The sequence below is a fragment of the Amycolatopsis sp. cmx-4-61 genome (genome assembly GCF_046548775.1).
Classification (GTDB): domain Bacteria; phylum Actinomycetota; class Actinomycetes; order Mycobacteriales; family Pseudonocardiaceae; genus Amycolatopsis.
This window is the reverse complement of record NZ_JAEBEI010000002.1, coordinates 242,931-258,487: the sequence shown is the minus strand read 5'-3', so window position 1 is coordinate 258,487 and position 15,557 is coordinate 242,931. Positions and strand designations below refer to the sequence as shown.

Annotated in this window: 11 protein-coding genes and 1 pseudogene; 2 read left to right on the top strand and 10 right to left on the bottom strand. The window is 71.7% G+C overall.

The window, feature by feature from the left end; all coding sequences use genetic code 11:
- Positions 1-14 precede the first annotated feature (14 nt).
- The 8 genes from yjfF to ACLJOU_RS09650 all read right to left on the bottom strand — a co-directional run bounded on the left by yjfF (position 15) and on the right by ACLJOU_RS09650 (position 8,927).
- Positions 15-998, bottom strand: a complete 984-nt coding sequence (yjfF, locus tag ACLJOU_RS09685) for a galactofuranose ABC transporter, permease protein YjfF (protein WP_410565323.1) — start codon at positions 996-998, stop codon at positions 15-17.
- Entirely contained in the window at positions 995-2,041 is a 1,047-nt protein-coding gene (locus ACLJOU_RS09680; RefSeq protein WP_410566677.1) for an ABC transporter permease, read from the bottom strand. The genes yjfF and ACLJOU_RS09680 overlap by 4 nt, the downstream gene beginning before the upstream one ends.
- Positions 2,042-2,046: 5 nt before the next feature.
- Entirely contained in the window at positions 2,047-3,549 is a 1,503-nt protein-coding gene (locus ACLJOU_RS09675; RefSeq protein ID WP_410566676.1) for a sugar ABC transporter ATP-binding protein, read from the bottom strand.
- Positions 3,550-3,644: 95 nt separating this feature from the next.
- The gene (locus tag ACLJOU_RS09670) at positions 3,645-4,625 is read right to left on the bottom strand and encodes an ABC transporter substrate-binding protein (protein ID WP_364269434.1); all 981 of its coding nucleotides are present in this window, start codon (positions 4,623-4,625) and stop codon (positions 3,645-3,647) included.
- A 125-nt stretch (positions 4,626-4,750) separates the two neighbouring features.
- The gene (locus ACLJOU_RS09665) at positions 4,751-5,794 is read right to left on the bottom strand and encodes a LacI family DNA-binding transcriptional regulator (RefSeq protein ID WP_410565320.1); all 1,044 of its coding nucleotides are present in this window, start codon (positions 5,792-5,794) and stop codon (positions 4,751-4,753) included.
- 279 nt (positions 5,795-6,073) lie between these two features.
- Positions 6,074-7,024 carry an endonuclease/exonuclease/phosphatase family protein gene (locus tag ACLJOU_RS09660; protein ID WP_410565318.1) on the bottom strand — a complete coding sequence of 317 codons (951 nt, stop codon included), beginning with the start codon at positions 7,022-7,024 and terminating at the stop codon, positions 6,074-6,076.
- Positions 7,021-7,944, bottom strand: a complete 924-nt coding sequence (locus ACLJOU_RS09655) for a D-alanyl-D-alanine carboxypeptidase family protein (RefSeq protein WP_410565315.1) — start codon at positions 7,942-7,944, stop codon at positions 7,021-7,023. The genes ACLJOU_RS09660 and ACLJOU_RS09655 overlap by 4 nt, the downstream gene beginning before the upstream one ends.
- 188 nt (positions 7,945-8,132) lie before the next feature.
- Entirely contained in the window at positions 8,133-8,927 is a 795-nt protein-coding gene (locus tag ACLJOU_RS09650; protein ID WP_410565312.1) for an SDR family NAD(P)-dependent oxidoreductase, read from the bottom strand.
- Positions 8,928-9,147: 220 nt separating this feature from the next.
- On the opposite strand from ACLJOU_RS09650, the gene ACLJOU_RS09645 reads away from it, so the two are divergent.
- Entirely contained in the window at positions 9,148-9,780 is a 633-nt protein-coding gene (locus tag ACLJOU_RS09645; protein ID WP_410565309.1) for a LysE family transporter, read from the top strand.
- 87 nt (positions 9,781-9,867) lie between these two features.
- Positions 9,868-9,993 (top strand): annotated as a pseudogene (locus ACLJOU_RS09640) (DUF6008 family protein); the annotation flags it as partial.
- On the opposite strand, the gene ACLJOU_RS09635 reads toward ACLJOU_RS09640, so the two are convergent.
- Together ACLJOU_RS09635 and ACLJOU_RS09630 are read right to left on the bottom strand one after the other, a co-directional pair.
- Positions 9,974-14,083: a beta-galactosidase gene (locus tag ACLJOU_RS09635; protein WP_410565307.1), complete on the bottom strand. Its 4,110-nt coding sequence runs from the start codon at positions 14,081-14,083 to the stop codon at positions 9,974-9,976. The pseudogene ACLJOU_RS09640 and the gene ACLJOU_RS09635 sit on opposite strands and share 20 nt — an antisense overlap.
- A gap of 186 nt (positions 14,084-14,269) precedes the next feature.
- A complete protein-coding gene (locus ACLJOU_RS09630; protein WP_410566675.1) occupies positions 14,270-15,313 on the bottom strand; it encodes a LacI family DNA-binding transcriptional regulator in 1,044 nt (347 codons plus the stop codon).
- Positions 15,314-15,557: the final 244 nt, after the last annotated feature.

Here is a 15,557-nt window from a genome sequence, read left to right as displayed (position 1 = left end):
CGGCGGACCGGGGGTCAGCGGGTCCTTCGGGTGACGAGGCGCTGCAGGACGATGAAGACGAACAGGAGGGCCCCGGTGATGATCGAGGTCCACCAGGAGTTGAGGGTGCCGTCGAAGGTGATCAGCGTCTGGATGATGCCCAGCACCATGATCCCCAGCACGGTGCCGAGGACGTAGCCGGAACCGCCGGTGAGGATGGTGCCGCCGATGACGACCGCGGCGATCGCCGTCAGCTCCAGGCCGACGCCGTTGAGCGGGTCGCCCGAGGACTTGTACAGCACCAGCAGCAGCCCGCCGAGCGCCGAGCAGAACCCGCTGATCGTGTACACCGCGATCTTGGTGCGGCCGGTCTTGAGCCCCATCAGCATGGCCGACTGCGCGTTGCCGCCGATCGAGTAGACCGTCCGCCCGAACCGCGTGAAGGCCAGGACGTAGGCCGCGGCGGCGACGGCCACCAGCGCGACCACCACGCTGATCGAGATGTGCAGTTCGCCGCCGAGCGGGAGCTGCGTCTGCGCCAGGGTCGCGATCGTCGCGTTGTCGATCGAATAGGCCTCGGTGGTGATCGTGTAGCAGAGGCCGCGGGCGAAGAACATCCCGATCAGGGTCGCGATGAACGGCTGGATCTCGAAGAAGTGGATCAGCGCGCCCATCCCGGCCCCCAGCAGCGCCCCGACCACCAGGACCACGGCGATCGCCGCGTACGCCGGCCAGCCGTGCTTCTGCAGCAGGTCACCGGAGATCACCGTGGACAGCGCGACCACCGAGCCGACGGACAGGTCGATGCCGCCGGTGAGGATCACGAACGTCATGCCGACGGCGACCACGAGCAGGAAGGCGTTGTTGATGAACAGGTCCAGGATGACCTGGCCGGAGCCGAACGCCTCGTAGCTCGACGCCCCGAAGATGTACGCCCCGATGAGCAGCGCCATGGTGGCGAGGATCGGCAGGTGCCGCTGCTGCGGCCGGTAGCCCTTGACGCGGGCGAGGGTGGTCATGCGGTGACCTCGACCTTCTCCGGAGCGGACGCCGGCGCCGGCTGCCCCGGTGTGCTGGCCCGGCGGCGCCGGAGCTTCCGGCGGAACGCGGGCGACTGCAGGAGGCACACCGCGAGCACGACGATGGCCTTGAACAGCATGATCGCCTCGGGCGGGATGCCGAGGGCGTAGACGGTGGTGGTGAGCGTCTGGATGAGCAGCGCGCCGATCACCGAACCGCCGAGGGAGAACCGGCCGCCGGTCAGCTGGGTGCCGCCGACGACGACGGCGAGGATCGCGTCGAGCTCGATGAACAGCCCGGCGTGGTTGCCGTCGGCACTGTGCACGTTCGCGCTGATCATCAGCCCGGCGATGCCCGCGCAGAGGGCGCAGAAGACGTAGACGAGCCAGGTCAGCCGGGCCGAGCGCAGGCCGGCCAGGCGGCTGGCTTCGGGGTTGCCGCCGACGGCCTCGACCAGCAGCCCGAGCGCGGACCGGCGGACGAGCACCGACGCCAGCACGAACACCGCCAGCGCGATGAGGATCGCGCTGGGCAGGGTGAGCAGGAACCCGCTGCCGATCCACTCGAAGGAGTGGGAGTTGACGGTGATGATCTGGCCGTCGGTGATCAGCTGGGCGATACCGCGCCCGGCGACCATGAGGATCAGCGTCGCGATGATCGGCTGGATGCCGAGCGCCGCGACGAGCCAGCCGTTCCACACCCCGAGCACCAGCGACAGGCCGAGGGCCAGGCCGAACGCGATGAGCGTGGTACCGACGCCCTCGGAGTTGCCGCTCACCCAGAGACACGCCAGCGCGCCGCTGATCGCCACGACGGAGCCGACCGAGAGGTCGATGCCGCGGGTGGCGATGACCAGCGTCATCCCGATCGCGATGAGGATCAGCGGAGCGCCGTTCTTGAGGATGTCGACGAGGTTCCCGTAGAGGTGCCCGTCGCGCAGCTCGATCTTGAAGAACGACGGGCTGGCGACGAGGTCGCCCAGCAGCAGCACCAGCAGGGCCACCACGGGCCAGAAGAGCCGCTGTTTCGTCAAGCCGGTCAAGCCTTTCACGCCTGCACCCCCTCGGCCATCGTGGCCATGACGTCGTCCGCGGTGAGCGCCTGGTTTTCCCGCTCGGCCACGACTTTCCGGTCCCGCAGCACCACGACGCGGTGACTCAGCCGCAGGACTTCTTCGAGTTCGGCGGAGATGAACACGACGGCCATGCCGTCGCCCGAGAGCTGGGTGACCAGCCGCTGGATCTCCGTCTTGGCGCCGATGTCGATGCCGCGCGTGGGCTCGTCGAGGATGAGCAGCCGCGGTTCGGTGATCAGCCAGCGGGCCAGCAGCACCTTCTGCTGGTTGCCGCCGGAGAGGTTGCCCACCAGCGCTTCGGGGTTGGTGGGCCGGATGTCGAGTGCCTTGATGTACTTCTCGGCGATTTCGTCCTGGCGGCGGCGGGACAGCGGCCGCGCCCAGCCCCGGGAGGCCTGCAGCGCCAGGACGATGTTCTCGCGGACCGTCAGTTCCTCGACCAGGCCTTCGGCCTTGCGGTTCTCCGAGAGGAACGCGATCTTGTGGTCGAGCCCGGCGCGCGGGGTGCGCAGCGCGGTGGCCTTGCCGTCGACCTGCACCGAGCCGCTGTCGGCGTGGTCGGCGCCGAAGAGCAGCCGCGCGAGCTCGGTGCGGCCGGAGCCCAGGAGGCCGGCCAGGCCGACGACCTCGCCGGCGTGGATGGCGAGGTCGAACGGCTCGACCCCGCCCTTGCGGCCGAGTCCTTCGGCGGCCAGCAGCACCGGCGCGCCGGCGACCTCGGCCCGGCTGGGGCCGGAGGCCTCCAGGTCTTCGAGGACCTGCAGTTCCTTGCCGATCATCCGGGTGACCAGTTCGACCGGCGTGATGTCCGCGGTGCGGTACTCGCCGATCAGCTTTCCGTTGCGCAGCACGGTCATCCGGTCGGCGATGGCGAAGACCTGGTCGATGAAGTGCGAGACGAACAGGATGGCCAGGCCGCTTTCGCGCAGGGACCGGACCACCTTCAGCAGCTGCTCGACCTCGCCGGCGTCCAAACTGGACGTCGGTTCGTCGAGGACGAGCACCCGCGCGTCGACGTCGAGCGCGCGGGCGATCGCGACCAGCTGCTGGACGGCGATGGAGCAGGTGGACAGCTCGGCGGAGACGTCGACGTGGACGTCCAGCCGGGCCAGCAGCTCCTCGGCCCGCCGCCGCATCGGGCCCCACTGGATGCGGCCGAAGCGGCGGGGTTCGCGGCCGAGGCAGACGTTCTCCGCAACCGAGAGGTTCGGGCAGAGGTTGACTTCCTGGTAGACCGTGCTGATGCCGGCCTGCTGGGCCTCGCCGGGCCCGGTGAAGGCGACGGCCTCGCCGCCCAGTTCGATGGTGCCCGCGTCCACCCCGTACACCCCGGTGAGCACCTTGATGAGGGTGGACTTGCCGGCGCCGTTCTCGCCCATCAGGGCGTGCACTTCGCCGGGGTACATCCGGAAGTCGACCCCGTCCAGGGCGAGGACGCCGGGGAACTCCTTGCGGATACCGCTCATCCGCACCATGGGTTGCGGTTCAGGCATTTGGTGTGCTCCGGGGTGGACGCGGAGGTGGTGGTGGCGAGGCGGGCGGGACCCGCCTCGCCACCACGACCTGGTTGTCAGTACTGGCGCTGCGGCAGCGCGGCCTTGGCCGACGCCTGGTCGAACTCGGTCTCCTGGGTCTCGATGCGGGCGGGCACCTGCTCGCCGGCGGAGACCTTCTTCACCAGGTCCATCAGCTGCGGGCCGAGGAGCGGGTTGCACTCGACGACGTGGTTGATCTTGCCGTCGGCCAGCGCCGTCAGCGCGTCCTTGACGCCGTCGACCGAGACGATCTTGATGTCCTTGCCCGGGACCTTGCCCGCGGCCTCGATGGCCTCGATGGCGCCGAGGGCCATGTCGTCGTTGTGGGCGTAGAGGACGTCGATCTTCGGCTGGGACTTCAGGAAGGCCTCCATGACCTCCTTGCCCTTGGCGCGGGTGAACTCACCGGTCTGCGAGGCGACGATCTTGTACTTCGGGTCCGCGGCGATGACGTCGCCGAAGCCCTTCTTGCGGTCGTTCGCCGGCGCCGAGCCCGTGGTGCCCTGCAGCTCGACGATGTTGACCTGGCCGGTGGCGCTCGCGAACTCCTTGGTCAGCCACTCCCCCGCCTTCTTGCCCTCGGCGACGAAGTCGGAGCCGAGGAAGGTCTTGTAGAGCGACTTGTCCGGCGAGTCGATGGCGCGGTCGGTCAGGATGACCGGGATGTTGGCGTTCTTCGCCTCCTTGAGCACGGTGTCCCAGCCGGACTCGACGACCGGCGAGAAGGCGATGACCTTGACCTTCTGCTGGATGTACGAGCGGATGGCGGAGATCTGGTTCTCCTGCTTCTGCTGCGCGTCGGAGAACTTGAGCTCGATCCCGGCCGTCTTGGCCGACTCCTGGATCGACTTGGTGTTCGCCGTCCGCCAGCCGCTCTCGGCGCCCACCTGGGCGAAGCCGAGCGTGATGGCCCCGCCCGAACCGCCGGACGAACCGCCACTCCCGCAGGCGGTGAGCAGCACCAGTCCGGCCGCCGCGGCCGCGGCGGCGGCCCATCGCTTCTTCAGCACGTTCACTCCTCGATCGACGGTGATCTGTGGGAAAACCTGTGTTGGGAACTTCGGGAAAAACCGGTGGAGCAAAGTCTTCTGTTAGCGCTAACAATCCCTCGGGACCACCCGGCCCGCGCCGGCCCGCCGCGCTACCGCGGCCCGGTGCTCTCGCGCACGATCAACTCGGGGACGACCAGGGCGCGCGCGTGCCGGTCGCCTCCGTCCATCCGCCCGGCCAGCAGGCCGAACGTACGCCGTCCGACTTCGATGAAGTCCTGGCGCACCGTCGTCAGCGGCGGCGTGAAGTACGCCGCCTCGGGGACGTCGTCGAAGCCCGCCACGCGCACGTCCCGCGGCACCGAGATGCCCGCTTCGGCGAACGCGCGCAGCAAGCCCAGTGCCATCTGGTCGTTGCCGGCGAAGACGGCGTCCAAATCGGTTTCCTTGGCGAGGGATCGCCCCGCCTCGTAGCCCGACCGCGAGCTCCAGTCGCCGCGGATCACCCGCGGGGCCCCGACGCCGTGGCGCTCCAGGGTTTCCCGCCAGCCGAGCTCGCGGTCGCGGGCCTCCAGCCAGTCCTCCGGGCCGGCGATGTGCCACACCGTGCGGTGTCCCAGCGCCAGGAGGTGTTCGGTGGCCCGGCGGGCACCGTCGCGCTGGTCGACGGAGATGACCGGCACCGGCGCCGCCTCCCCGCCGCCGACCGCGACGACCGGGAAGTCCGCCGGGGCGGCTTCCAGGGCCCGGCCCGCACTGACGTGCGGGGCGATCACGATGACACCCTCGACCGCCTGGCGGCGCAGGTTCTCCACCGCGTCGGCGATCGACGACCGGCCCGGCCGGCTGACACTCGAGATCGTGATCGCGTACCCGGCTTCCCGGGCGGCGTTCTCGATGCCGTACAGCGTGCTGGCCGGACCGTACAGATTGGACTCGAGCGCGACGACACCGAGGGTGCCGGTCCGCCCGGTGACCAGCGCCCGGGCCGCGGAATTGGGCCGGTAGCCCAGTTCCTCGATCGCCGCGAGCACCCGGGCCCGGGTTTCGGGGCGCACCGGACCGGTCCCGTTGATCACCCGGGACACGGTCATGTGGGACACGCCCGCCACACCCGCGACGTCGGTCAGGCTCGGCTGGCGCGTCCCGGCCGCGGTCGTCTTCACGGGTCCGCCGGAGCGGGGTCGTTCGGCCACCGGCGTCCCCTTCCGTCCGCTCCGACATGGTCTGCGTCACCTGTTCCGGTGACGACGAGGAGTTAGTGTTAGCGATAACACCCACGGGGTCAACCCCGGGTCGCGTAACGGTCTAGTCACGTGCCCTTCACACTCCCCTGACGCTGCCTTTCCCGGCGCGACCTGCGCGGAGCGTCGTTTGAAATTCACCGCCCGTCAGCACGGGCCGGTGTTCAACGGCATGTTCGCCGGTTCCCCGGGGCGTCTACCACACACCTTCGACGGCTCCGGACCGCGGTGTCAGAACGCCACGGTGGCGGCGACCGGCAGGTGATCGCTGCCGGTCGCGGTCAGGGTCCAGGCCGCCAGCGGCCGCACCCCGGAAACGAAGACCTGGTCGATCCGGGCCAGGGGCAGTCCCGCGGGCCAGGTGAAGCCGAAGCCGTCGCCCGCCTCGTCCTGCGCGCTCCGCAGCCGCGCGGTGATCGGCGCGAGCGCCCGGTCGTCGGCGGTGCCGTTGAAATCACCGACGAGGACGGTCCGCGGTGCGGATTCCGCGGCGACGGCGGCCGCCAGCAGGCTCATCGCCTCGTCGCGGCCGACCGCGGTGAACCCCGCGCCGAGGCGCACGCGCACCGAAGGCAGGTGGGCCACGAAGACGGCCACCGGGCCCTTCGGAGTGTCCACAGTAGACCGTAAGGCACGGGTCCACGGCATGATCGCCACCGGCTGCGTGTCCCGCAGCGGGAAGGTGCTCCAGATCCCGACGGTGCCCTGGACGGAGTGGTACGGGTAGGCCGCGGCGAGGGCGTCTTCGTACCTCGGGACCTCGGCCTTCTTCAGCTCCTCGAGCGCGATCACCTGGGCGCGCGCGGCGGCGAGGGCGCGGGCGGTGCCCGCCGGGTCGGGGTTCTCGTCGTTGACGTTGTGCGAGACGACCGTGAGGTCGACGCCGGGCTCCCGCTTGTCCACCAGCCTCGTCCCGAAGAACCCGCCCCAGACCAGCGACGGCAGGAGGAGGGAAACGAGGGCGAACGCCGAGCGCCGGACCAGGGCCGCGGCGAGCAGCGGCAGGACGAGCAGCCCGGTCCACGGCAGGAACGTCTCCAGCAGGCTGCCGGCGTTGCCCACCCGGTTGGGCACGAGCGGGTGCGCGAGCAGCAGCACCGCCGTCAGGACGGCGAAGACGGCGATGACGCGGCCGCGGCGCCACGTACTGTGCTTGCCGGGCCGTTCGGTCGTGGTGGTCACCGGGTGGCCGCCGGCAGTTCCCGCTGGATGCCGGCGATGAGCTTCTCGCTGGTGTCGAGCGCGGCCCGCAGCCCGGCCGCCGGCGTCCCGCCCGGGTTCTGGTGCAGGACGACGCCGAGGATCAGCGCGCCGTCGTGCGCGCGGGCGGCCCACATCAGGGCACCCCCGGCGGCGGTCGACGAACCGGTCTTGAGCCCGATGACGCCGTTGCGGCCGAGCAGCGTGTTCGTGTTGACGACGGTGCCGGGCACGCCGTCGATGCGCAGGCTCGGGGTGGCGGCGATCGCACGGATGACGGGGTGCTTCATCACCTCGCGGGCCAGCCGCAGCTGGTCGGTGGCGGTGCTGGTCGTCGAGTCCTCGACGCCGCTGGCGCCGGTGTAGGTGGTGCCGGTCATGCCGAGCGCCGCGGCTTCGCGGTTCATCTTCGCGACGAAGGCGTCCTGGTTGCCGGCGTCCCAGCGGGCGAGCAGCCGGGCGACGTTGTTGCCGGACGGGACGAGCATGAGGGCGAGCAGGTCCCGTTCGCTGAACCGGCGACCCGCGCGCACGGGCGCGGTCGACTCCTCGGCCGAGGTGGACTCGGTCTCGGCCTGCTCGTCGACGGTGATCTCCGGGCCGGCCTCGCCGGGGCCGAGGGGGTGGTCCTTGAGCACGACGTAGGCGGTCATGACCTTGGTGAGGCTGGCGATCGGCACGGGCTGCCGCTCACCCCGGCTGCCGAGCGACCCGAGGTTCTGCACTTCGGCGCTCGCCTGCCCTTCGCCGGGCCACGGCAGCCGCAGGTCGGCAACGGGCCGGGCGGCGACCGCGCGCCCGGCGGTCTCGGGCGGGAAGACGACCCAGCAGGCAGCGGCGGCCACCACGGCCACAGCGGCGGCGAGCCCCCCGGCGACGGGTGGGATGCGGGTACGGGCCATCGGTCTCCTCCGGGTGCCGGGTGCGCCGGATGCGCACCCCGGTCACTCTGTCCGGGGAAGATCGCCGGTTCGTCGGGGGTGTTCGACAGGTGTGAACCAGAAATGTCCCGATTCCGTCCCGAAGCCGGCGGAGGTCTTGCCCGCTCCGGAGCACGCCGGGCGGGGTGGTCAGGCCGGGCGGCGCCGGTTCACGGCACGATCGCGTCGACGTACCCGCCGTCCACGCGGACCGCCGCACCCGTCGTCGCCGAGGCGAACGGCGAACTCAGGTACACCACCAGGTGCGCGATCTCCTCCGGCTCGATCAGGCGCTGCAGCAGCGACTGCGGGCGGTGCTTCTTCATGAACTCGCGCTGGGCCTGCTCCCACGGCAGGTCCCTGTCGACGAGCTCGTAGACGAAGTCCTCCACCCCGCCGGTGTGCGTCGGGCCGGCGATCACGGCGTTGACCGTGACGCCGGTGCCCGCCGCGTGCTTGGCGAACCCGCGGGACACGCCGAGCAACGCCGTCTTCGACACTCCATAGTGGATCATCTCGGCCGGGATGACGATCGCGGAATCGCTGGCGATGTACTGGATCCGGCCCCAGCCCCGGTCGGTCATGCCCGGCAGGTACGCGCGGGTGAGCCGCACCGCGGCCAGGACGTTGACCTCGAAGTAGTGCCGCCAGTCGGCATCGGTGATGTCCAGGGGCTCCTGGGCGCCGAAGATGCCGAGGTTGTTGACCAGGATGTCGGCGTCCGGCACCTCTTCGACGACCTGGGCCGCGCCGGCTTCTTCGGAGACGTCGCCCGGCGCGGGCAGGAAGTCCGCGTCCGGCACGTCTTCGCGCAGCCGCGCGATCGCCTTGTGGACGCCGGTCTCACTCCGGCCGTTGACGGCGACGCGCGCACCCGCGGCCGCGAGACCCGCCGCGATCGCCGCGCCGATGCCCTGGGTGGATCCGGTGACCAGTGCCGTCCTGCCGCTCAGGTCGACCCGCATCGTGAAAGCCCTCTCTCGCTCGCGTGCCTCCCTCCGGGGCGATTCAAGCACAGCTGGCCCGAGCCCACCGGCTGGAAAATCCGGTTGCCTCCCCCGCCCGCCGCCGTCACGATCTGCGCATGACCACGTATCGCACCCCGCTCCTGCCGACCGTCGCCGCGACCACCGCGCCGGTCCAGCAGCAGCCCGGCCGTCCGCGGGGGTCGATCGTCGCTGCCCCGTGAGCGCGGCGCTGCTCGCCGGCCTGGTCGCCGGCTACGGCATCGCGATCCCGGTCGGCGCCGTGGGGACGTACCTGGTGGCCCTCACCGCCCGCACGTCGCTGCGGACCGGGCTGGCCGCGGCCCTCGGCGTCGCGACGGCGGACGGGGTGTACGCACTGGTGGCCGTGCTCGGCGGCGCGGCGATCGCCGGGGTCATCGCCCCGGTCGCCGTCCCGCTGCGGCTGGTCTCGGCGGCCGTCCTGCTCGTGCTCGCGGTCCACGGCGCCGTGCGCGCGCTGCGTTCCCACCGCGCCCCGGCCACGCGGCCGGTGACGCCGCTGGCCCCGGGCCGCGCGTATGTCAGCCTGCTGGCCATCACGCTCGTCAACCCGGCCACGGTCGTCTACTTCACCGCGCTGGTGGTCGGCGGCCGCGCCGGCACCGCGGTGCCGGCGCTCGACCAGGCGGTGTTCGTGCTCGCCGCGTTCGCCGCCTCGGCGAGCTGGCAAGCGGCACTCGCCGGCGGCGGCGCCCTCCTGGGCCGGGTCCTGACCGGACGCCGGGGCCGGCTGGTGACGGCGCTTCTGTCCAGCGCGGTGATCGCCGCCCTAGCCGCCCGGCTCGTTCTCGCCCGAGCCGAAAACCATTGACCCGCAACCGTTTTCCGGTTTCCGGCGCACAACGGAAGACGTCCGGCGGTCCAGGAGCACGTCGCCCAGGTCGGCTACTGGCACTTCGCCACGAACGTCCTCGGCTCGGCGGTCTTCGGGCTCGCCCTGTACCACCTGTGGCGCGAACGGCGGGGTGCCCGCGCCACCTCCTTCCTCCGGCCGGTGCCCGCAGTCACCGCGCGGGCGGCGTGACGCAGGTCAGCGTCGGCACCGCCCAGTCCGCGTGGTCGTTGCCGTTGCCGTCCCCGCCGTCGCCCACCAGCAGGTCCAGCACCTGGGCGCCGGTGACGTCGACGTCGATCGGGACCGCCGCCTGCCCGCCGCGGACCACCGGCGTCGTCACCTTCGTCGTGCCGTCCACCGCCACGCTGAAGCTCACGCTGCCGCCGGTGCCGGTTTCGCCGTCGACGCCCACCGAGGCCGTCAGCCGGGTGCACGAGCCCGCCAGGTAGAGCTGGACGTCGCTCGCCGCGTGGGTGCCGAGTCCCTTCGCGTAGGACACCCCGCCGATGGTCATCGGCTTGCCGTCGCCCGCGTTAGCTTCGCCGTTGCTCGTATCGCGTTCGACCGGGCCCCACCCGTTCGTGGCGGTGAGGAACGGCAGCGAGCTGACCGCCACCTGTCCCGCGGGCGGCGCCGGGGGCACCGCGCCCACGATGCGTTCCCCGGTCACCGAACCCGCGTGGCCCGCCTGCCGGTACGCCACCGCGACCTTCAGTGCCGCGGTGTCCACTGTGGAGGGCGGCGTCACGGTCCAGGAGAACGTCGCCGACTTCCCGCCGTCGATCCGCGGGACCGAAGCCGGCGACGCGGCACCGACCGTCCACCCGGCCGGCGCGGTGAGCGCCGGCTTGACGTCGAAGGCGGGCGGCGCCCCGGCGGGCACCGCGACCGTGGCCGACGCCGTGAACGCCTGGCCGCCCGACGCCGTGTCCGGCGCGGTGAGCGTCACCCCGGCCGTGGGCGCCGGCGGCATCGCGTACCGCACGGGGTCGTAGCCGGGCGAGGCGTTCTGCCGGACGGCGAGCGGCGAGCGGTAGCTGCCGTAGTTCGTCCAGGCGATGGTGCCGAGGCCGCCGGTGCTGCCGTCGAGGTTCCACACGGCGACGGCGATCGTGTTGCGCCCGTTCGGGTTGAGGATGCCGTTCGGGATCGGGAAGCTGTGCTGCGGCCCGAGGTAGTTGACGTACTGGCCGAGCTGCCAGCCGTTGACGAAGATCAGCGCGCGGTACTGCCGCGCCGGGTCGTCGGTGATGGTCAGCCCGAGCGAGGTGTCCTGGCCACGCGGCAGGTCGAGGTCCGCGGTCGTGCGGTACCACGAGACACCGGGGGTGGTGTCCTTCGCCGGCAGTGACGCCGGTGTCCAGCCGCGGTCGGGGAAGCCGGGCAGCGACCAGCCCGCGCGCTCGCCGTAGAGGCCGCCGGTGTTGAGCGGGCCGCGCACCGGGTCCAGGCCGGTCTCGCCGCCGCGGACGCCCTGCAGCCGCCAGGTCACCGACGTCAGCGGGGTGCCGGTCAGCCGGGCCGCGGTGAGCCCGCGGGCCGCCTTGTTGCCGTTGTTGGCGCCGTAGTCCTCTTCGTGGCCCATGTTCACCGTCAGCACGGAGATCTCGTTGTCGCCCGGCTTCAGGGCACCGGCCGGGAACGGGAACGTGTGCTGCGGACTCGTCGAGCTGCCGAGGAAGACGCCGTTGAGCCACGCCGAGAACGCGCCCGCCGGGCCGCCGCTCTGGCTCGCCAGGGTGATCCCTGTCTGCTTCCCGTCACCGGTGAAGTGCCCGCGGTACCACGTGTTGCCGGTGTGGAAGCCGTAGTCGTCGGCGAAGAGGACCGGTTTCGTGCCGAGTGCGGTCGAGCTGTTGGTGGTGTCCTTGTCCGCCACCGGCCACGCCGAGTCGTCGAAGCCGGGCCGGCTCTCCGGCGATTCCTGCTGGTGCTTCCAGCCGGTCAGCGCGGGCAGGGTGACGGCTTGCGCGGTCGGCGCCGTCCCGGCGAGGCCGCCGCCGGCCGTCGGCTTGACCGGCACCCAGGAACCGTTCCACAGCACCGCCTTGGCCGTGCCGAAGACCTCGAACGCGCCGTCGGTGCCGGTGTCGCCGGTCAGCGAAAGCACGCCGTACTGCTCGGCCGCGGTCCGCACCAGGTGGGTGCCGCGGACCAGCACCGGGCCGGTCGCGGTGTCCTGGCGCCAGAACGTCGCCGCCGTCGCCTTGTCCGCCAGCAGCAGGAGCAGCGGCCGCGCGCCGGGCGCGGTGACGAGCACACGCGCCAGGCCGTCGTGGGTGTAGTTCAGCCGCAGGTCGCCGCGGGCGGCGTCCCAGGTGCTCGTCGCCGCACCGCCGAGGACCTGCACGGCCGGCTGCTTCGCGAACCGCAGGACGGTCTCCCCCGGCCCGCCGTGATCGCCGTAGAGCACCGCGACGTCCCGGTCGCCGATGGCCGCACCGGTCATGATCTCCGACGTCGAGTACTGCATCCGGGTGGCGCCGAGGTCGTAGCCGGCGACGAGGATCTTCGACTGCCGCCCGTTCAGCGTGATGCCGGTGCCGGGCTGCTGCGGCACGACCGGGTAGTAGTCGGCGCTGCCGGACAGCAGGTCGACGGCGTCGACCACGACGAAGGACCCGGTGGCCGCGGCGTTCTGCTGCCCGGAGACGACGATCTTCAGCGTGTGCGCACCGGCGGGCAGGCCGCGGACCTCGTAGCCGGTGACCTGGTTCTGCTTGCTCGCCGCGTAGAGGTCGACGGAAGTCACCTTCGCGTCGTCGAGGTAGACGTCGGCGACGCCGTGGTTGCCGTCCTTCGAGGTCACCCAGCGGATCCCGGTACCGGTGAAGGGCACGCTGACGCTGTCACCGGTGGTGTCGGAGAAGGATTCCGTGTGCTGGTAGTCCCCGCCGGTGTAGTTCACCTCGGGCCCGACGTGGCTCCAGGCGCCGGTGTAGCCGACCTCGGCGGCGCGGTCGTCGTAGGTGTAGCCGGCGTGCGCGGCCAGGTCGAGCGCGACGCTCGTGGTGTTCGTCGCGGTGGACGTCGAGTCGCTGTGGCGCAGGGTGTGGAACTGCGTGCGCGTGTCAGGGTTGATCCGGGCGGTGTCGGTGAGCGCCGGATCGGTCAGCGGGGCGGCCGCGAGCCCGTCGGTCTTGGTCAGCGGGGCGACGGACTGGGTGAAGTAACCGATCAGCTTGTCTTCGGCGTACTTCGGGTCGAACTGGCGGCCTTCGGTGATCGCCGCGCCGTAGTCGTAGGAGGTGTAGTTCTGCGGGATCGCGCTCCAGCCCCAGGACGTGCCGCCGTGCAGCATGTAGAAGCTCTGGCCGGTGGCGCCGACGGCGATGTTCTGCTTGTAGAAGACGTTCGCGAACTGGTCGTTGATCAGCTGGGCGCACTTGTCGTAGCCGGGGCCGCCCCACGGGTCGAAGGCGCCGCCCTGGAACTCCGCGGTGATCAGCGGCTTGCCGGGGACGTGGTCGTAGCTGATGTCCGGCACGCCGTTCCAGCGCGTGGGGTTCGAGCAGTCGAAGCCCTGAGGGTAGGAGTCGGCGGCGTCGACGTCGAGGGCGGCGGCACCGGCGTTGAAGGTGCCGTTGTTGTTGCCGACCAGCGGGACGGTGATGCCGTCGGCGCGGGCCTTGTCCTCCAGGTGCTGCATGTAGGCGCGGCCGTCGGCGTTGCCGTTGTAGTACTCGTTTTCGACCTGGTAGGCCAGCACGCTGCCGGTGCCGTTCGTGAGCTGGTGGCGCGCGATGATCCGGTCGATCTGCGTCTGCCACTCGTCGGAGTACTTCAGGTAGACCGGGTCGGCGCTGCGGGTGTGGCCGGGCGTGGTCGACAGCCAGGTCGGGAAGCCGCCGCCGTCGACCTCGGCGTTGATGTACGGGCCGGGCCGCGCGATCACGTAGAGCCCGGCCTGCTGCGCCGCGTCGAGGAGCTTGTCGAGGTCCCGCACGCCGCTGAAGTCGTAGACGCCCTGCCGCGGCGAGTGGTAGCCCCAGTCGAAGTACAGCGAGGTCGCGTTGAAGCCGGCGGCCTTCATCTTCTGGAAGATGTCGAGCCACAGGTCGGGGCTCGGCAGCCGGTAGGAGTGGAACTCTCCGGACCACAGGTAGGTCCGCTTCCCGTCGACCAGGAACGAGTAGCCGTCGTAGGTGACGCTGTGCGTCGCGCGCGGCGGCGGCGCCGGCGACGCGGAGGCGGCCTGCGGGACGGCGACCCCGGCGAGGGCGAACAGGGCGGAAAGCAGGACGGTGAACAGCGTCCGGCGACGGCGGCGGGAGCGCATGCGGGGGCCTCCTGAAGCGGCGGGGACCACAATCGAACACGAACCTTTGTCGACCGCACAGAAGTCGTCAAGATACAACACCAAGATGGATCAGTGCCGAGGTATTGTTAGCGCTAACATCTGCGGGAAATGTCCTCCGCTGCCCCATTCGCTGCGGCTTTTGTCAACGACGGGACAGGCACCGCGTCAGCGGGGACGGGTGCTCTCCCGGATCACCAGTTCCGCCGCCACCAGGTGCCGGGCCCGGGCGTCCCCGCCCGCCATGCGCTCTTCCAGGAGCCCGAACGTGCGCCGGCCGACCTCGATGAAGTCCTGGCGGACCGTCGTCAGCGGGGGCGTGAAGTACTCGGCTTCCGGCACGTCGTCGAATCCCGCCACGTGCACGTCCTCCGGCACCCGGATGCCCGCCTCGGTGAACGCGCGCAGCAGGCCCAGCGCCATCTGGTCGTTGGCCGAAAACACCGCCTTGAGCCCGCGCTTGCCCACCAGCGCCCGGCCCGCCTCGTACCCCGACCGCGGGCTCCAGTCGCCGCGCACGACCGCCGGCACGCGCAGCCCGCGGCCCTCCAGGGTTTCGCGCCAGCCCCGCTCCCGGTCGCGGGCCTCCAGCCAGTCTTCCGGCCCGGCCAGGTGCCAGACCGTCCGGTGGCCGAGGGACAGCAGGTGCTCGGTGGCGCGGCGGGCGCCGTCGTACTGGTCGACCGAGATCACCGGTACCGGGGCCGCATCGCCGCCGCCCACCGCGACCAGGGGGATGTCCGAAGGCGCCGCATCGAGCGCGCGGCCGGCCGTGACGTGCGGGGCGATCACGACGATCCCCTCCACCGCCTGCCGCCGCAGGCTCTCCACGGCGTCGCCGATCGACGTCCGGCCCGGCCGCGTCACGCTGCAGATCGCCACGCCGTAGCCGGCCTCGCGGGCGGCGTTCTCGATGCCGTAGAGGGTGCTCGCGGGCCCGTAGAGGTTGGACTCGAGCGCGACGACCCCGAGCGTGCCGGACCGGCCGGTGACGAGCGCCCGCGCGGCGGTGTTGGGCCGGTACCCCAGCTTCTGCACGGCGGCGAGCACCCGCTCGCGGGTTTCCGGCCGCACCGGCCCGCTCTCGTTGACCACGCGCGAAACGGTCATGTGCGAGACACCCGCCATGCCGGCGACGTCGGCCAGGCTCGGCTGCCGCGGCGCCGGCGGAGAGGTCCTCGTCTGCTCCCCCGGCTTCGCCCGGTCCACCACCCTGGCCCCCTCCACGTCGTACCGTCTCACCCCCGGAACGGTACCGCCGAACCGGCGCTTTCCGGACGTCCCGCGCCGCGTCCGGCCCGGCCGAGCGGATCAGAAGGCGCTTTCAGGACTGCGGCGACGCACTGGGTGCCTTCACCCGGCCCGCGGCGACACCCGGCGGGCCGGTTCCGGCGTGGCGGCCGCCACAAGCCGACGCCCACCCGGCTCACGCCGCGGACCGGCGCGGCCACGGCGT